Genomic DNA, 18,163 nt, shown 5'->3' with positions numbered 1-18,163 from the left:
CCGGGACGGGACCGCGCCATGCAAGTACGTCACCTCCGCCGGCTCCTCGCCGCCGAACCCGTCCTGCGCCGCGCCCCTGACGCCGACGCCTTAGAGGACCACATTTCGCGAGCCCGTCAACTCCGCTCCGTCGTGCAGCGGTTGGCCCGCGTCGAGGAAGCGGCCCTCACCGTCACCGACACCGTCGCATCGGTCCGCGACGGACTGCACCGCGAGCACCTGACGTTCGACTCGCCCGTACGCGGCTCCTTCCACGCCACCCTCCTCGCCCCCGCCGACGCCCGGACCGACGGCTCCCCCGGCCCGGCCGTCCTCGTCATCGGCGGGAGGAACGCGCGCCTGGACCAGCTCACCGGCGACGTGCCGCCCGACCACCCGGACCGCAATGTCGCCGAGCAACTGGCGCACGCGGGCTTCGTGACGCTCTCCTTCGACCACGGCATCGACGGCGGCCTCGACGACCACCGCAGGGCCGGGCGGGACGAAGGGACCCTGCTCGCCCACGCGTTCACGCTGACCGGCCGCTCCCTGCTCGGCGCGCTCGTCGGGGACGCCCTGGGCGCGCTCGACGCGCTCACGGCACACCCGTTCGTCGACCACGGCCGCGTAGGCCTCTTCGGCCACAGCCTCGGCGCGGCCGTCGCCCTGCACACCGCTCTCCTCGCCCCCCGCCAAGGCCTCCCGCTCTGCGCGGCGAGCCACCTCGGCAGCTACCCAGCCCTGTACGGACGGCTGTTGACCGGCCACGAGGGAGCGGCGCTCCCCGGCATCCTCGAATACGCCGACCTGCCCGACCTGTACGCGGCGCACGCCCCGGCGCCCCTCCAACTCCAGTACGGCACCGCCGACTCCTCCCTCGAACCGGCCGACGCGCGCGCCGCGGCGGACAGAGTTCGATCGGCGTACGGGACGGGCGAGGCCTCCGCTTCCGTCGAGATCCATGAACTCCCCATGGGCCACGGCACGCATGTGGGCCACGCGGCGGACTTCTTCTCCCGCACCCTGTGGGACTCCCGCCCGCCCCGTGCCGACGTCCCGGCCCAGCGCATCCACTTCGAGGTGTCCCAGCGGCGTGCCGTTCTCGACCGCGTCGATACGGCCCTCGCCTCGGGCGTCCTCACCCAAGGCCCGCAGGTGGCCCGTTTCGAGGAGCTGTCCCGCGCCTGGACCGGCACGGGGACGGCCGCCGTGGCGTCCGGTTCGGCGGCCCTGGAGATCGCGCTGCGGATCATCGGGGTGGCGGGCAGGACCGTGCTCGCGCCCGTCAACACGTTCTTCGCCACGGCCGCGGCGGCGGTGCGCGCGCGGGCCACCGTGCGCTTCGTCGAGATCGAGCTGGACGGACTCGGCATGGACCCGGACGCCCTGCGCGCGGCCCTCGACCGGTATCCCGACACGGCCGCCGTGCTGCCGGTGCACATAGGCGGCATCGTGTCACCGGCGCTCGACGGGGTCCTCGCGCACTGCCGGGAGCGCGGCGTACCCGTGGTGGAGGATGCCGCGCACGCTTTCGGCGCCACCCTGCACGGGCGCGCGGCAGGCAGCTTCGGGCGGTTCGGCGCCTTCTCCTTCTTCCCCACCAAGGTGGCGGTCAGCGGCGAGGGCGGGCTGGTGTCCGCCCGGCCGGGCGACCTGGAACAGGTGCGGCGCTGGCGCGACCACGGCAAGAGCGCCCCGGGCTCCACGCTGCACGACCGTCCCGGCGGCAACTGGCGGCTGAGTGAACTCCACGCCGCCGTCGGCACGGTGGACCTGGAGCGCTTCGCTCACACCCTCGCGGCCCGCCGTGAACTCGCCGCCCGCTACGACACCCTGCTCGCCGACGTCCCGGGAATACGGCCGCACACCGTGCCTCCCGGGGTGGGCGGCAACTTCTACAAGTACCTCGCCTATCCCGACCCCGACGGCCCGCTCGACCGCGCGCTCCTGAAGAAGCGCCTGCGGGAGCGGCACGGGGTGTCCCTCGCCGGTGAGGTCTACGACCATCTGCTGTGCGACCACCCGTACTTCACCGGCGCGGACGTCCAACCTGCCGCCCTCGACGGGCCGTTCGAGCGGGCCCGCTGGTTCGCCCGTCACCACATCGCCCTGCCGCTGTACCCGTCCCTCACGGAAGCCGAGCAGATACGGGTGGTCGCCGCCCTCCGCAGCGAGCTGTCGTGAGGGCGGTGCTCTCCGCGTTTCGCAGAGGCGAGTGGCGGACGTCGCTGGACACCGCCGCACTGCCCGGCGCGGCAGGCTCCGGGTACGGCCTCGCGCTGGTACCGGAGATCGTCTCCCATGCCGACCGCGGCTGGTGGGACAGTACGCGCGCCGAGCTGCCCCCGTTCACCGGACGCCGCGAACTGCTGCTGGCGGCAGTAGAGTTGTTTTCCCGTGGCCGTGTCTTCGTGGGCGGCCTCGGCGAGCAGGACGCCGACGACTTCCGCGCGCTCGTATGGGAGACCGCGGGGCTGCCCGGGCCGCTGGTGGACCGGTGGTGCGCGCTGCTCCGTGACGGCCTGCTGAAGCGGGGAGGGGGGCCGGCCCCCGACGACCTGCTGTCCCTCGTCGCACTGCCCGGCAACACGTTCACCTGCCTGGACTCCGTACTCGACCAGGCCGAGCGCTCAGGAGCCGTCTGGGTGCGCCCGAGCCGACGCGAGCCGTACTCCGCGGCCCGGCTCGTCGCCGCCCTGCTCGCCGTCGGCTGGCCCGCCGCCCGCATCGGCCTCTACCCCACCGGCCGGCGTGGGCTGCACGGTCTGCTGAAGCGCACCGACCGGCAGACCGTCTACGGCGGCGCCGGCCTCGCCGCGTCGGTTCGCGGCTCCCCGGCACTCACCCTGCACGGCCCGGGCCGTGGCTGTGCCCTGGTGCCCGCGGACATGCCGGTCGAGCAGGCCGTGGTCTGGCTGCTGCCCCTGGTCGCGGGCGACTCCGGACGCTTCTGCACCAACGTACGCGCCGTCATCTGTACGGACCGCCGGCAGAGTTCGGCCCTCGCCGTCCCGCTCGCCGCCGCGCTCGACGCCCTCCCCCCGGCTCCCGGCGGCCCCGACTGGCCGCTCACCGTCTTCCGCGAGCCGGAAGCGGCACATCGCGCGCTGCGCTCGGTCCACGACCGTATGCGCCCCGGCGACCGCATGCTCACCCGCCGGGATCCGATCGCCCTGGTGGACGGATCACCCTGCGTCCTGCCCCGACTCGTCCTGCTCCAGGAACACGTCCGGGAGTGCGTGCAGGAGTACGAGTGTCATCCCCTGGTCGGTCACGAGGTTCCCTTCCCCTTCGCCGCCGCCCTCCACGCGGCCCCCGACGCGGTGCGGGCCCTCACCGCCGAGTCCCTTTTCGTGCACCGCCCAGCGGAGTGAGGCCCCCGCATGACGACCGTCCTCGGCACACTGACCGACACGCTGCGCCGACGCGTCCCGGAGCTGGGGACCGACCTCGACACCTGGACGCGCCGCATGATGCGCTGGCACTTCGATCCGGGGACGGCGAGCCCCTTCTGGGCCGCCCGGCGCGAGAAGCTCGGCTTCGACCCCGTCAAGGACGTGGACGGCTTCGCCGCGCTGGAACTGTTCGGCCTCTTCGACAAGGCGGAACTCCGTACCGCCCGCGCCCGCGACCTGCTCCCGCGCGGCTACCGCGACCGGCCCTTCCGCGTCTTCGAGACCGGCGGCACCACCGGTACGCCCTGCCGGATCGTCAACGTCACGCGTCTCGCGTACGACGTGGAGATCTACCGCACCGTGCTGGAGGCGCGCGGCGTGGCGGGCGGTGACGTGCTCGCCATGACGCCGAGCGGCCCGCACGCGTACGGGCACTTCGTGGAGGGGCTCGCGGACAGCTGGCGCGGCGCCGTGCACGCCATCGACTTCGATCCGCGCTGGGTGAAGGCCGCGCTGCGCTCGGGCGGCGAGGCGGACCCGTACACCGCGCACCTGATCGACCAGACCCTGGTGCTGCTGGCCGCCGAGCGTCCTTCGCTGCTCTTCACCACCTCGCGGCTGCTCCTGGAGCTGGCGATGCGGCTGCCGCGCCCCCTGCACACCTTCGGCGTCCGGGCGGTGTGCACGGGCGGGACCTCCTGCACCGCCGCCGAGGCGCAGTTCCTGCGTGCGGAGCACCTGGCGGGTGTGCAGTGGATCGACACCTACGGCAACACGCTGGTCGGGCACGCCCTCCAGGCCGATGCGGCGGCGGGGGCGGCGCCCGGTGTGCCGGACGGGGCCGGGCACTCCTACCATCTGCCGCCGCCCTTCGCCGTGTTGCGGGTCGTCGACCCGGCCGACCCGTGGCGCGAGGTCGCCGTCGGTGAGCGCGGGCGCGTCCGGGCCACCACCCTCCTCGAAGACCTCTTCCTGCCGAACCTCCTGGAGCGGGACAGCGCGGTCAGGACCGGCCCGCACCCGTGGTTCCCCTGGGACGGGGTGGCCGCCGTGCGGCCGTTCCCGGAGGGCGGCGAGGGCTCCGCCGACGCGGTGGAAGGCGTCTACTGACCGAAGGACACCCCCCGTGAACCTGTCGTCGAACGGCGTACCCGTCCCCTTCACACCGGACCTCTTCGGCCCCCTGCGCCCCAGCGCCGACCTGCTGGCGCCGAGGGATCCGGCAGCGCTCCGCGAGCGGCTGCGCGCCGACGGCTATCTGTATCTGCCGGGGCTCCTCGACCGGGCTGAGGTCCTGCGGCTGCGCGGGCGGTACTTCGCACTGTTCCCGCCGGGCCTGCTCGCGGCGGGCAGCGCCCCCGAGGACGGGGTGTTCTCCGGTGAGGTGCCCGCGCGCGTTCCGGAGTACGGGGTCGCGGGGCATCCGGCGTACGCGTTCGTGCGCTCCGTGTCCTTCGACCGGTTCGTCGGCGACCCGGCCCTCGCCGCGCTCGCCTCCCAACTCCTCGGCGGCGAAGCACGGATGCTCCCGCGCCGCATACTGCGCCACTTCCACCGGGGCACCCGCCGGGCCTCCCGTGCCCATGTCGACTTCGACTACATGGACCGGGGCTCGCCTGGCGTCGTCACCCTGTGGATCCCCGTGGGCGACTGCCCGCCGCGGACCGGCGCGCTCGTGTACCTGGAGGGCTCCCACCGGCTGCCGCGCGAGGAGTACGCCCCCCTGCGCGATGTCACCGACCGGCCGGGCGACCGCCGCCAGATCTGCCACGACCTGGAACTCACCGCCCGCACGCTGGGCCGCCGCTGGCTGTGGGCGGACTTCGCGGCGGGCGACGTGATGGTGCACGTGCCGCACATCATCCACGCGTCCCTGGACACCACGACGGACGCGATGCGGCTCTCCATAGACGCGCGTTTCGTGCGCCGCGGCGACACGCCCGATCCGCGCTGGCTGCGGCCCTGGTCGGCGGACGACGGAGCGTGAACCCCGGCGGGCGAGGCGTTCAGGCGCGGAGCAGGACCGGCTCGGCGCCCGCCGCGTCCGAGCGCTCCGCGGCCACGATCACGTCGTCGACGAGGCGGGCCTCGGCCACCGGGCACACCGGCGTCCCGCCGGCCTCGACGGCCGCCGCGAAGTCGGCGAGCAGCGGCTGGTGCGGATTGGGCGCCGGGGGCAGCAGGAGCGACCGCCCGGTCGACCGCGCGAGCCGCCCCGCGTCGAGCGGGTCCAGCAGCACGGCGCGGCCGCCTCCGGTCAGCTCGAAGCGGTCCACCGGCGGGCCCCCGCCCCACTCCAGGAGGCACTGGGCCCGGAGCCCGGACCGCCAGCGCAGGGTGAGTTCGGCCCGCCGCTCCGCGCCTGCGGGGAAGCGGTCCCCGAGCCGCGCCGTCACCTCGTACGGGCGTCCGAAGAGGTGGAGGAGCAGGTCGACCCGGTGGCTGCCCGCGTCGGCGAGTACTCCGCCGCCCGAGACGGCCGGGTCGGTGCGCCACCGCATCGGATCGCGGGCGCCCGGCGCGAAGGCGGACCGGAACCGCACCCGGGCCCGCTCGGGCGTCCAGCCGGTGAGTTCCGCGCGCAGCCGTCGTACGGCGGGCGCGAGCCTGCGGTAGTACGCCACGCCCGCGCACCGTCCGGCCGCGTCGAGCGTGCCGCCCGTGCCGAGGCCCCCGGCGAGGGGCTTCTCGACCAGGACCGGGAGTCCGGCGTCCAGGACTGCGCGGGCGAGCGGCACATGGCCCGCGACGGGCGTGGCGACGTACACGGCGTCGACGCCCGTCAGCAGCAGGTCCGGGTCGGTGCCCGAGCGGGCGACGCCGTACCGCCCGGCGATGCGCGACGCACGCCGCGCATCGCGGCCCCACAGGGCCACGGGCTCCTCGCCGAGCGCGCGCAGGGCGGGCAGCGCGCGGCGTGTCACGACGTCGCCGTATCCGGCGATGCCCCATCTCACGCGGCGCCACGCCCTCCCGGGTTCACGGGATGATCGCGACCTTCAGCGTCTCGCGGGGCGGCCCGTCGTAGGGGGCGCGCTCGCCGTCGGGGTACAGGGCGCGGCTGGCGGAGAGCTGCTCCAAGGCCTTCGGGAGTTCGTCGAGGGGGTAGGTGTGGGTGTGGAGGTCGGCCAGGCGCAGGGCGGCGACGCGGCGGTGGGCGAGGCGTTCGGCGACGGCGAGCGCGTCCGCTCGCGCGGTGTCGACGGGTTCGGCGGAGCTGTGCACCCGCAGTCCCTTGCGCTCCCAGGTGACCAGGTCGACGCTGACGTGTGTGTCGATGTGATGGGTGCCGAGGAGGACGACGAGGCCGTTCTGGCATACGAGTTCCACGCAGGCGTTGAGGGTGGTCGGGGTGCCGACCGCGTCGATCGCGACGTCGAAGTCGGCACCGACGGCGGCCAGTTGCTCACGGCTGCCGTCCACCCGGCGCACCGCGTCGGCGCCCGCGGCGGACGACCGCTCAAGGCGCCAGTCGTCGAGGTCGACGGCGACGGTCTCGGCGGCGCCGCGGGCCACCGCCACGCGCAGTGCCAGCTGGCCGACGGGCCCCTGGCCGACGATCGCGACGCGGTCGCCGAGGCGGATGCCGCGGGTGGCGTGCACGGCGAGCGGCAGCAGTTGCAGGATCGCGCCCTGCTCGAAGGGGACGGCGTCGGGGAGCACCCCCACGGAGATCTCGCGGGCCAGCGCGTAGTCGGCGTATCCGGTGGTGAGCGGCGTCCGTACGAAGACCCGCTGGCCGGGCACGACCCGGCTCACGCCCGCGCCGGTCGCCTCGACGACTCCGGCGATCTCGTGACCGAAACAGCCCTGGGAGCAGTGCTCGCGCAGCCCGTGGTAGTGGAAGTAGGCGAGGTCGCTGCGGTTGCAGACCGTGCAGGCGTGGACGCGGACGAGGACTTCCAGCGGCCCCGGGTCCGGCACCGCCACGTCGGTGACCAGCCTGATGTCGCGCCTGCCGACGAGTTCGTATCTGCGCATGGCCCTCTCCCCTCACCGGTTGCGATCAGCGGAAGTCACCAGCATTCCCCAACTCGGCCGCCACAGGGTCACATTCACCCGTCTCGGCCTGTTCGCACTTCTTGACAGCCCCGATCGATACGAGCCAATATCCACTATCCGATTGGCCTGGACCAATCAGCAGGAGCCCCGCTCACCACACCACGCCCCACGGGCCCCGGCCCGCGCGCCACGCCCCATGAGCCTCGCCCCTCGCACCCGCGAGCCTCGTCCCACGTACCCGGTCCCACGTACCCGCAACTTCGGAGGTCGCGCCATGGCATCGAGCAGTGACCCGACTCTGGAGCACCTCGCCAACTCCGTGCTACAGCCCGGCTTCGAGGGCACCACGGCCCCCGACTGGGTACGCCGCAGGATCTCCGAGGGCCTGCGCTCCGTCGTACTGTTCGCGCGCAACATCCAGAGCCCCGAGCAGGTCGCGCGGCTCACCGCCTCCCTGCGCGCGGAGAATCCCGATCTGATCGTCGCCATCGACGAGGAGGCGGGGGACGTGACCCGGCTGGAGGCGTGGACCGGCTCGTCGCGTCCCGGCAATCTGGCCCTCGGCGCGGTCGACGACATCGATCTGACCGAGCGCGTGGCCCATGACATCGGCCGTGATCTGCACGCGGCGGGCGTCTCGCTCAACTTCGCGCCCAGCGCGGACGTGAACTCCAACCCCCTCAACCCTGTGATCGGCGTACGCTCGTTCGGCTCCCGCACCGATCTCGTCTCCCGGCACACGGCCGCCTGGATCCGCGGTCTGCAAGGGGCCGGCGTCGCCGCCTGCGCCAAGCACTTCCCCGGGCACGGCGACACGGTTGTCGACTCGCACTACGGCCTTCCGCAGGTGCGGGGCTCCGCGGAGGAGATCGCGCGCACCGCGCTGCCGCCGTTCATCGCGGCGATGGAGGCGGGCGTCCGCGCTGTGATGACCGCGCATCTGCTGGCTCCCGCGTACGACCCCGACCTGCCGGCGACCCTCAGCCGCCCCATCCTGGCGGACCTGCTGCGCGGGGAGCTGGGCTTCGACGGGCTGCTGGTCACCGACGGCATCGAGATGGGTGCCGTCACCGACCGCTACGGCATCGACGGCGCGACGGTCCGCGCGGTCGCGGGCGGCGTGGACGCGGTGTGCGTGGGTGGCGAGAGCGCCGGGGAGGACACGGTCGACCTGCTCGCCACGGCCCTGGTGAAGGCCGTGCTCGACGGCATGCTCCCCGAGGAGCGGCTGGCCGCGGCGAGCGCCCGCGTGCGCGACTTCGCGGCCTGGTCCGGCGCACAATCGCGGGCCGTGGCGCGCGCCGCGCGGGACTCCGGCATCGGCCTGGTCGCGGCGCGCCGCGCGGTCCGCGTCCGCTACCGCTGCGGAACGGTGCTGCCGCTGGCCGGGGCACCCCACGTCGTGGAGCTGTCCCCGACGATGAACCTCGCCATCGACGGCCACACTCCCTGGGGCATCGCCGAACCCCTGCGCGCCCTGCGCCCGGGCACGACGTCCGTACGCCTCACAGAACCCGAACTCACCCACACCTGCGACCTCCTGGACAGCGAGGCGCTGGCCCCGGCCGCGGGGCGTGCCCTGGTGGTCGTGGTCCGCGACGCGGCCCGCCACCGCTGGATGACGGACACCCTGCACCGCCTCCTGCGCAGCCGCCCCGACGCGCTGGTCGTCGAGATGGGCGTGCCCGCGGGCGACACGCTCGGTGCCGCCCATCTGATCACGCACGGCGCGACCCGCGTGTCGGGGATCGCGGCGGCGGAGCTGCTGGTGGGGGCCGGCGCCTGACACGTGGCCCGGGCCGGGCGCCGCCCCTCTTCCGGCCTCAGCCCCTCAGCGGGCCCTCGCAGTCGAAGTCCGCGCTGCCCCCGCGGCCGTCGGACCAGATGTCCACCTTCCCGAACGAGCAGTTCATGTCCGCCAGGTTGTTGTGGCCCGCCCGGGACCGGTCGAGCAGGTAGTAGTCCACCGTCTCCGACATGTCCTTGAAGACGGCGTCGGGATCACCGGCCGCACTCAGACGGGCCGTGATCCGCCCCGTGCAGGTGTAGCGCGGGCGCGGCGGAGCGCCGTTGGAACGGCACTCGGGCGCGATGCCCGTCGTCGCCTTGAAGGAGCCGCGGACCTGGGCGGCCGTGGTGTCGCGCAGCCGGTCGACCGGCACGTACTTCGTGTCGGGGACGAACAGGTCGTCGACCTGCGCGATCTGCTTGTCGAGGAACGAGTCGTACGCGGTCTGCAACCCGCCGTCCTTGCCGAGCCGGTCGCGCCAGGCGTCGAAGGCCGCCGGGTCGTCGGCGCGCAGATGCCCGTACATCTCCTTGATCAGCGAGGGGCGTTCGGTCCACAGGAACTCGAAGAACGTGCCCGCGTAGTCGTAGAAGCGGAAGCCGTCCCCTTCGTACGTGGCGTGCAGGATCTGGTCGACGGTCATCCGGGGGCCGCCGTTCGCCGTGTCGTCGATGACGCCCTGGACCAGCGACTTGCGGACCTTGATGCCGTCGTCGCGGGTGGCGCCGTCGAAGAACTCCGCGGTGCCCTCGTCCATCGCGGTGGTCCGGTCGCCCTCGTACCAGGGGCCCTCGCCGAAGAAGCCGGGGACCGCCCAGCGGCCGTTGAGGTAGTGCGTGTACTCGTGGCGGAACAGTTCTTCCAGGGTCAGCGTCGAATCCTGCGGGACGCGCCGCTGGTAGGTGTAGAAGGTCGCGCCGCGCTCGATGTAGACGCCGCCGTTGTTCGTGTCCATCCCGGTGAGCAGCGGGTGGTAGTTCTCGTAGTCGGCCCGTGAGGCGTAAAGAACCGTCGTCAGTCCGGTGTTGGGGTCACCGGCCAGCGGCTCCTGGGTGCCGAGTACGCGGTGGAACTGCGCCTTGACCTGCTTGCTCGCGTAGTAGAGCTGATCGACGGTCTTGCGGTCGAGCGCCGTGCGGACCTTCATCCCGCCCTTGTCGTAGGTGAACGTGCTCGGGAAGAGGCGGCGCTCGATGTCCGCCTTGCACACCTTGTACGGCGCGCAGGCCTCGTACTCGTTGAGCCAAAGAGCGACCTTGGACCAAGGGGCGCTGCCCTCCCCGAAGTTGCGGGTGGTGACGCCGACGAGTCCGCCGAGACCGGAGACGATCTCGCTCCTGAGCCCGTCGATCTGGCCGAACCTGCCGTACTCGCTCAGCGCGTCGCGCACCACCCAGGCGTTGGCGGTGCCCTTGAGGTGGGTGTGGCCCGCGAAGGCCTTGAAGGCGGCACGGTAGGAGGGGTCGGCCCTGACGGCCGCGTGGAAGGCGGTGTCCTTGTTGCCGGGGTACACACCGAGGTAGCTCAGGGAGAGCGCGGCGAGTGCGGATCCGGCCCAGGAGGCGTCCTTCGCCGTTTCGGGGTGCGCGGCGTCCATGACGGTCAGCACCCTCTTGATCAGGGGGAGTTGGTGATGGCGCAGACCGGGTGCGCTCGCCGCGTACAGCGCCTCACGCAGCGACTCGGCGTTGGTGCGGGTCACGTCGAAGGTGCGGGGGGCCGTGCCGAAGGCGGCGACGGCACGGCGCATGGCGTCGACGGTCGGGCCGTCGGTGACGTCGATCTCGTCGTGCGAGAAGTCCTGGTAGGCGACGGCGTGGAGATACGTGAGCATCTCCAGGAGGTTGCTGCCGTTCTTGCCGTCGTGGGCGGCCGCGAGCCGGGCGACGCGGCCGGAGACGGCCTGGACGTGCGCGTCCGACATGACGGGGGCGAGCCGCCGGTCCCAGGTCCAGACGAGGGTGCGCAGACAGCCGTCCGCTGTGACGGCCGGATCGGCGAGGAAGTCGGCGAACCGCTCGGGCGAGAGGCCGGCGACGCCGTCGAGGGTGCAGGGGGCTGCCTTGGGGGAGCCCTTGGGCCCCGTCGCTGCTCTGCCCTCGGGCTTGGGGGTGCGGGCGCCCGGCGTGCCGCCGCCCGCGAGTCCGCCGGGCGCCGGGATCTTGTAGGCGCCCGGTGCGGGGGCCTTCGCCCTGCGGTCGACCACGTCCAAGGGGTTCGGCCCGGCGGCCCTGTTCGGGGAGGCCGTGCTCTTGGAGGTCGGGGCGGGGGCGGGACCGGCCGCGTGTCCGTACTGGACGGCCGTGACACAGAGGGTCGCCGCTATCGCGCCGGCGAGCGCGGATCCGCGCAGGGTTCTTCGTGGACGTAGCTGGGACACCGATGGCTCCTGTGTGGGGAGGTGGGGGCTTGCGTCTCGGTCAACTGCCTTGCTCAGAGGGCATTTGGGTGACATGCGAGTGACGCGTGCATGGCCGCCGCCGGACCATGTGATGCGTAACGTAGTAATGTGAAATTGCACTGACAACCCCTCAGGAGCCGGAAACCTCCACGGGATTTCCGCTTCAGTCGCCCCGGACCGCCTCCGCGTCGGGCTCACGCAGGGCACGCACCAGGAGCCAGCCGAAGGCGGGCAGCGCGATCAGGGGTGCCAGCGCGGTCCGCAGGGAGGTGGCGTCGGCGAGGGCGCCGATGAGAGGACTCGCGAGGCCGCCGATGCTCACCGTCAGGCCCAGCGTGACCCCGCTCGCGGTGCCCACGCGGTGGGGCAGATAGTCCTGGCCGAGGGTGATGTGCAGGGAGAACGGCACGTACAGGCCCGCTGAGGCGAGGGCCACGAAGAGGAGCAGCACCGGCCCCGGTGCGAGGCCTGGCCCTCGGGTGAGGCCCGGGGCGAGGACGACGCCCGCCACCGCGAGGACCGTCAGCGCGTACGACCATCGCACCACCGGGAGGCGTCCGTAGCGGGCGGCGAGCTTCCCGCCCGCCACCGTGCCGATCGCGCCGCCGAGGTAGAGCACGAACAGCGCGACGGTGCCCGCGACTTCTCCGCCGCCGGTGCGCTGGCGCACGTAGAGCGCGATGAAGGTGCTGAGTCCGGTGAAGACGACCGAGCGGCAGACGACGGCGCCGGACAGCCTGAGGAAGGACGGCCAGTCGTCCCCGGCGAGGACGGGGCTCGGCGCCGTCTTCTCGGGTACGGCGGCCTCGCGGGCCCTGATGCTCCGCAGCGCGGCCACGCAGAGCGCCGCCCCGGCGAGGGCGGGGACCACCAGGAGCGGCGAGGCGCGCAGGCCGCCCGTGGCGACGATGGCGGCGGTCAGCAGGGGCGCGGTCGCGAAGCCGAGGTTGCCGCCGAGGGAGAACCAGCTCATGGCGGTGTGGCTGCCGCGGCTCGCCTGCCGTGCCACGCGGGCGGCCTCCGGGTGGTAGGCGGCGACGCCGATGCCTGACACGGCGACGACGAGCAGCGTCAGACCGTAGCTGCCGCCGACCCCGGCGAGGGCGACCCCGGCCCCTCCCACCAGCGTGCTGACCGGCAGCAGCCACGGCATGGCCCACTTGTCGGTGAGCGCGCCGAACAGCGGCTGCACGACGGAGGAGAGCAGGGACGCGGCGAGCACGATGCCGGACGCGGCGGCGTAGCTGTAGGCGCGCTCGGCCACGAAGAAGGGCACGAGCGCGGCGACGGCCCCTTGGTAGACGTCGACGCAGGCGTGGCTCAGGGCGAGGAGGGGGATCGGGCGTGGGCGCCGGGGGCGCTGCCGGGGGCGGGTGGTGGGCTTCCGTCGCCGACGGGGCAGGGACACGTCGCTTCGAGGTGGCGCCAGTCGCCGGCCCTGGGGCGGGGCCGAGCCGCGCCATCTTCGGGGAGGGGACCGTCGCGTATGTGAGGGCTGCTTGGCTGACACCGCCTCATCGTCGCCATGCCTCCCGCTGGCGCGCTTCCGATAAAGTGCCAACTTATGCCGGACATCCGCCACACCCCGCAGGCGCCCACCCGCACCCAGGCCCTGGCCCCCGGCGAACGCATCGACGCGCACCGACACGACAACCACCAGATCATTTACGCGGGTTCGGGCGTCGTGGCCGTCACCACGGACGCCGGTACGTGGTTCGCGCCCGGCACCCGCGCCATCTGGGTCCCCGCCGGCTGCGTCCACGCCCACCGCGCCCACGGCCACCTGGACCTGCACCTGCTCGGCCTGCCCGCCGACGCGAACCCTCTCGGCCTCGACGCCCCCGCCGTCCTCGCCGTCAGCCCGCTGCTGCGCGAGCTGATCCTCGCCTGCACCCGGACCCCGCACGAGGAGACCCCGGAGCGGCGGCGGCTGCGTGCGGTGCTCCTCGACCAACTGCGCGCCTCGCCACAGCAGCCCGTCCAGTTGCCCACCCCCGCGGACCCGCGCCTCGCGGCCGTCTGCGACCTGCTGCACGGGGACCCCGCGGACGCGCGCGGCCTGGGCGAACTGGCAGCCGCCGTCGGAGCGGGCGAACGCACCCTCAGCCGTCTCTTCCGCCGCGAGCTGGGCATGACCTTCCCCCAGTGGCGCACCCAGCTCCGCCTCTACCACGCCCTGCGCATGCTGGCCGACGGCACACCGGTCACCGCGGTCGCGCACCGCTGCGGATGGGCCTCCACCAGCGCCTTCATCGATGTGTTCCGCCGCGCCCTCGGCTATACCCCCGGCACCCACAACCGCCGCGACTGAGCCCGCCCAGCCACGTTCAACTTCCCTTCACGCACGCACCCTTGGCAGCACCAGTGCCATGTGAAATATTACTGCCGTGCTCACGGGACACCCTTCCGGACCACCGGAATTCTCGGACGTCATCGTCGTGGGGGCGGGGGTGGTCGGCGCGGCCTGCGCCTACTACGCCGCCCGCTCCGGCCTCCACGTCACCGTCATCGACCGCGGCCCCGTCGCGGGCGGCACCACAGGAGCGGGCGAGGGAAACCTCCTCGTCTCCGACAAGGAGCCGGGCCCCGAACTCGAACTGGCGCTTCTCTCCACCGAGTTGTGGCGTGACCTCGCGACCCGACTCCCCTCGCGCATCGAGTACGAGAGAAAGGGCGGCCTCGTCGTCGCGTCCACGGAAGGCGGGATGAATGCCCTGCGGGACTTCGCGGCGGAGCAACGGCACGCCGGCGTCGAGGCGGTCGAAGTACCCCACGACCGCCTCGCCGACCTCGAACCGCACTTGGCTCCAGGCCTCGCCGGCGGCTTCCACTACCCCCAGGACGCCCAGGTCCAACCCGCCCTCGCAGCAGCGCACTTGCTGCGAGCAGCGGACGGGAAGGGCCCTGGGCGCCTCACACTGCGGCTCGGCGAGGAGGTCACCGCGGTCCTCACCGGGGCGAGCGGCGAGGTGCGCGGAGTACGGACCCGGTCGGGCGAGGCGCGAGCGCCGTACGTGGTGAACGCCACCGGCACCTGGGGCGGCCAGCTGGCCCGTCTGGCGGGCGTGGAGCTGCCGGTACTTCCTCGGCGCGGCTTCGTCCTTGTCACGGAACCGCTGCCGCGCGTGGTGCGGCACAAGGTGTACTCCGCGGACTACGTCGCCGACGTCGCCAGCGGCTCGGCCGCCCTCCAGACCTCCGCCGTGGTGGAGGGCACCCCGGCGGGGCCCGTGCTCATCGGGGCGAGTCGTGAGCGGGTGGGCTTCGACCGCACCTTGTCCGTGGAGGTCCTGCGGCGCCTCGCCGCGCAGGCCACCCGCCTCTTCCCCGCGCTCGCCGAGGTGCGGGCGATCCGCGCCTACGCGGGCTTCCGCCCCTATCTCCCCGACCACCTCCCGGCGATCGGCCCGGACCCACGCGTCCCCGGCCTGCTGCACGCGTGCGGCCACGAAGGCGCGGGCATCGGGCTGGCACCGGCGACGGGACTGCTCATCGCCGCGGTACTGACGGGCCGTGATACTCCCTTGTGCCCAGGGCCGTTCGCCCCTGGCCGTTTCTCACGAGAGGCGTCCACGCCGTCCCCATGACGCACCTCGCTCGACCCGCTCGACCCGCTCACTCCATTCACTTCACTCACTGTCCCCACGTGCGCATCGGCCTCGGAGAGGAGCCAGTCCCATGACGCAGGACGACGACAGCCGGACCCGCGGCGACCGGCCTCAGGGCAGCCGGAGCAGCCCGAGCAGCCGAACGCCGGCGAACCTCGTGGGCGCCACCTCCGGCACCACCTTCCCGATCACCTTCGACGGGCGTGAACTGACCGCCCTGGCGGGCCAGTCCATCGCCGCCGCACTCTGGTCCGCCGGGATCCTCGCCTGGCGGAACACCCGGGTGGGCGGCCGGCCACGCGGTGCGTTCTGCGGGATCGGCCAGTGTTACGACTGCCTCGCCACCGTCAACGGCCACCCCAACCGGCGGGCCTGTCTGGTCACCGCCCGGCCCGGCGACGCGGTGACCACGCAGGAAGGGGACGGCCATGCCGGACTCGCCATCTGAAAAGACGTACGACCTCGCGGTACTCGGCGCGGGCCCGGCGGGCCTCGCCGGCGCCGTCACGGCCTCCGAACTCGGCCTATCCGTCGCCTTGTTGGACTCGTCCGGGCAGCCGGGCGGCCAGTTCTACCGGCACCCCTCCCCCGCCGCGGGCGCCACCCGCCCCGAGGCCCTGCACCACGACTGGCCCGCCTTCAGCGACCTCCGCGACCGCCTGGCGGCGAGCGACGTCACCCCGCTCTTCGGCCACCACGTCTGGACGGTCACCCGCGAGACGTCCGGAACATCCGAGGCACCCGGGAAATCCGAGGCCCCCGGGGGATCCGGGAAATCCGGGGCACAGTGGGCCATCCACGCAGTCACCGGCGAGGACGGCGCGGGCCGCACTGACAGAGCGGGAGCCAGGGAGACTGCTGCCAGCGACCCGCACGGACAGCGACAGCGCCCCACCGTCGTCCGAGCCCGCGCGATCCTCCTCGCCACCGGCTCGTCCGAACGTCATCTCCCCTTCCCCGGCTGGACCCTGCCCGGCGTCGTGAGCGCGGGCGGAGCCCAGGCGATGCTCAAGTCCGGCCTCGTCCTGCCCGGCAGGAACATCGTCGTCGCGGGCAGCGGCCCGCTGCTGCTCGCCGTGGCCGCCTCGCTCACCGCGGCCGGCGCCCGCGTCCCGGAGCTGATCGAGGCCTCCGGCTACCTCGGCTACGCCCGCCGCCCCGCCGCGCTCGCCGCCAACCCGCACAAACTCGCCGAGGCGGCGCTCCACGGCTCGGCCCTGCTGCGCGACCGCGTACGCCTGCGTACCCACTGCGCGGTGACCGAGGCACACGGCAAGGACCGGGTGGAGGCGGTGACGGTCACCCGACTGGACCGCGCCTGGCGTCCCGTACCCGGCACGGAACGCCGCGTCGCCTGCGACGCGCTGGCGGTGGGTCACGGCCTGGTCCCGCAGATCGACCTGGCGACCGCTCTCGGCTGCGCCACCCGCCGCACCCCCGACGGAACCCACGCCCTCGAACTGAGCCCCCTGCAAGAGACCTCCCTCCGGGGCATGTGGGCGGCAGGCGAGACCTCGGGCATCGGCGGAGCCGAACTGGCGCGGCTGGAGGGGGAGTTGGCGGCGCGGGCGATCACCGCCCGGCTGACCGGCACACCCCCCTCGCCCATCCGACACCTGCGCGCCCTGCGCAGCCGCCGCGACCGCTTGCGCGCCTTCGCCGAGACGATGACCGCCGCGCACGCCCCGGGTCACGGCTGGACCCAGTGGCTCGCCGACGACACCGACGTATGCCGCTGCGAGGAAGTACCGGCGGGACGTGTCCGTGAGGCCGTGAGGGACTACGGCGCCCGCGACGTCCGTACCGTCAAACTCCTCACCCGGGCGGGCATGGGCTGGTGCCAAGGCCGCATGTGCGGGGCCGCCGTGGCGTGCCTCGCCGCGCCGACCGCCACGGCGCCCACACCCCCTGACCGACGCCCGCTCGCCACACCCGTCCCTCTCGGCACGCTCGCCCACCTCCCGCCCTCCACCCCAACAGATCCGATGAACCCACCAAACCCACCAAACCCGTCAAACCCTACAGAAGGGCACCCCTCATGACCTCCGCCACCTGGACCCCGGACCGCCCCTGGCGCGGCATCATGGTCGCCACCGCGCTGCCCCTCCGCGACGACCTCTCCGTCGACTACGACGCCTATGCCGAACACGTCCGCCACCTCATCGCGAACGGCTGCGACGGCGTGGTCCCCAACGGCTCCCTGGGCGAGTACCAGACCCTCACCGACGACGAACGCGCCCGCGTCGTACGTACCGCCGTCGAAGCGGCGGGCGACGGGGCGCGTGTGATGCCCGGCGTCTCCGCGTACGGCAGCGCCGAGTCCCGCCGCTGGGCCGAGCAGGCGGCGGAGGCGGGCTGCGGCTCGGTACTCCTCCTGCCGCCGAACGCCTACCGCGCCGACGAGCGGACCGTTCGCGCCCACTACGCCGAGGTCGCCAAGGCGTGGGTGCCCGTGGTCGCGTACAACAACCCCCTCGACACGAGGGTCGACCTGACGCCCGACCTGCTGACCCGGATCCACTCGGACGGCTCCATCGTGGCGGTCAAGGAGTTCAGCGGGGATGTGCGCCGCGCTTACGAGATCGCCGAACTGTCCCCGGAGCTGGACCTGCTGATCGGCGCCGACGACGTCCTGGTCGAGCTGGCCCTCGCGGGCGCGGTCGGCTGGATCGCCGGCTACCCGAACGCCTTCCCCGCCACCTGCGCGGAGCTGTACCACGCCGCCTGCGCCCGGGACCTGGACACGGCGCTCCCCCTCTACAAGTCGCTGCACCCGCTCCTGCGCCAGGACTCCAAGACCGAGTTCGTGCAGTCCATCAAGCTCTCCATGGACCTCGCGGGCCGTCGCGGCGGCCCGACCCGTCCGCCGCGCACCGCTCTGACCGGCGCCACGGAGGCACTGGTGCGGGCGGCCACCGAAAAGGCACTGGCGGCCGGGCACCACTGAGCCCCACCCACCACACGTGTTCCATCCCGTCCCGAGAGGAGC

14 protein-coding genes are annotated in these 18,163 nt (G+C 73.5%); 10 read left to right on the top strand and 4 right to left on the bottom strand.

The window, feature by feature from the left end:
• Positions 1–18 precede the first annotated feature (18 nt).
• From CP975_RS30665 to CP975_RS30650, 4 genes are read left to right on the top strand one after another with little or no spacing between them, the layout of a single operon-like run.
• The gene (locus CP975_RS30665; RefSeq protein WP_055534016.1) at positions 19–2,163 is read left to right on the top strand and encodes a DegT/DnrJ/EryC1/StrS family aminotransferase; all 2,145 of its coding nucleotides are present in this window, start codon (positions 19–21) and stop codon (positions 2,161–2,163) included.
• 5 nt (positions 2,164–2,168) lie between these two features.
• Entirely contained in the window at positions 2,169–3,353 is a 1,185-nt protein-coding gene (locus tag CP975_RS30660) for a hypothetical protein (RefSeq protein ID WP_055534014.1), read from the top strand.
• A 9-nt stretch (positions 3,354–3,362) separates the two neighbouring features.
• Complete coding sequence (locus CP975_RS30655) at positions 3,363–4,484, top strand: phenylacetate--CoA ligase family protein (protein WP_055534012.1); 1,122 nt, start codon at positions 3,363–3,365, stop codon at positions 4,482–4,484.
• A gap of 16 nt (positions 4,485–4,500) precedes the next feature.
• Entirely contained in the window at positions 4,501–5,361 is an 861-nt protein-coding gene (locus tag CP975_RS30650) for a phytanoyl-CoA dioxygenase family protein (RefSeq protein WP_055534010.1), read from the top strand.
• Positions 5,362–5,380: 19 nt separating this feature from the next.
• On the opposite strand, the gene CP975_RS30645 is transcribed toward CP975_RS30650, so the two are convergent.
• Positions 5,381–6,331, bottom strand: coding sequence for a Gfo/Idh/MocA family protein (locus CP975_RS30645; protein ID WP_055534008.1), 951 nt, complete (start codon positions 6,329–6,331; stop codon positions 5,381–5,383).
• Positions 6,332–6,353: 22 nt separating this feature from the next.
• Positions 6,354–7,355, bottom strand: a complete 1,002-nt coding sequence (locus CP975_RS30640; RefSeq protein WP_055534006.1) for a zinc-dependent alcohol dehydrogenase — start codon at positions 7,353–7,355, stop codon at positions 6,354–6,356.
• Between the two features lie 295 nt (positions 7,356–7,650).
• Between CP975_RS30640 and CP975_RS30635 the strand changes: the two genes are divergently transcribed.
• Complete coding sequence (locus tag CP975_RS30635; protein ID WP_055534003.1) at positions 7,651–9,162, top strand: glycoside hydrolase family 3 protein; 1,512 nt, start codon at positions 7,651–7,653, stop codon at positions 9,160–9,162.
• A 37-nt stretch (positions 9,163–9,199) separates the two neighbouring features.
• On the opposite strand, the gene CP975_RS30630 is transcribed toward CP975_RS30635, so the two are convergent.
• On the bottom strand, positions 9,200–11,545 hold the full coding sequence (locus CP975_RS30630) for a collagenase (protein ID WP_055534001.1): 2,346 nt from the start codon (positions 11,543–11,545) through the stop codon (positions 9,200–9,202).
• 184 nt (positions 11,546–11,729) lie between these two features.
• The gene (locus tag CP975_RS30625; RefSeq protein ID WP_425474339.1) at positions 11,730–12,968 is read right to left on the bottom strand and encodes an MFS transporter; all 1,239 of its coding nucleotides are present in this window, start codon (positions 12,966–12,968) and stop codon (positions 11,730–11,732) included.
• A gap of 162 nt (positions 12,969–13,130) precedes the next feature.
• Here CP975_RS30625 and CP975_RS30620 point away from each other — a divergent pair, with 162 nt between their 5' ends.
• The 5 genes from CP975_RS30620 to CP975_RS30600 all read left to right on the top strand — a co-directional run bounded on the left by CP975_RS30620 (position 13,131) and on the right by CP975_RS30600 (position 18,121).
• Positions 13,131–13,877, top strand: coding sequence for an AraC family transcriptional regulator (locus tag CP975_RS30620; protein WP_150477585.1), 747 nt, complete (start codon positions 13,131–13,133; stop codon positions 13,875–13,877).
• Between the two features lie 76 nt (positions 13,878–13,953).
• Positions 13,954–15,153: an NAD(P)/FAD-dependent oxidoreductase gene (locus CP975_RS30615; protein WP_150477584.1), complete on the top strand. Its 1,200-nt coding sequence runs from the start codon at positions 13,954–13,956 to the stop codon at positions 15,151–15,153.
• 91 nt (positions 15,154–15,244) lie between these two features.
• A complete protein-coding gene (locus CP975_RS30610; RefSeq protein ID WP_150477583.1) occupies positions 15,245–15,622 on the top strand; it encodes a (2Fe-2S)-binding protein in 378 nt (125 codons plus the stop codon).
• Complete coding sequence (locus CP975_RS30605; RefSeq protein WP_150477582.1) at positions 15,603–17,216, top strand: FAD/NAD(P)-dependent oxidoreductase; 1,614 nt, start codon at positions 15,603–15,605, stop codon at positions 17,214–17,216. Before CP975_RS30610 ends, CP975_RS30605 begins: the two co-directional genes overlap by 20 nt.
• Positions 17,213–18,121, top strand: coding sequence for a dihydrodipicolinate synthase family protein (locus CP975_RS30600; RefSeq protein ID WP_055527036.1), 909 nt, complete (start codon positions 17,213–17,215; stop codon positions 18,119–18,121). Before CP975_RS30605 ends, CP975_RS30600 begins: the two co-directional genes overlap by 4 nt.
• Positions 18,122–18,163: the final 42 nt, after the last annotated feature.

The sequence above is a fragment of the Streptomyces alboniger genome, assembly GCF_008704395.1.
GTDB classification, from domain to species: domain Bacteria; phylum Actinomycetota; class Actinomycetes; order Streptomycetales; family Streptomycetaceae; genus Streptomyces; species Streptomyces alboniger.
This window is presented reverse-complemented; position numbering and strand designations above follow the sequence as displayed.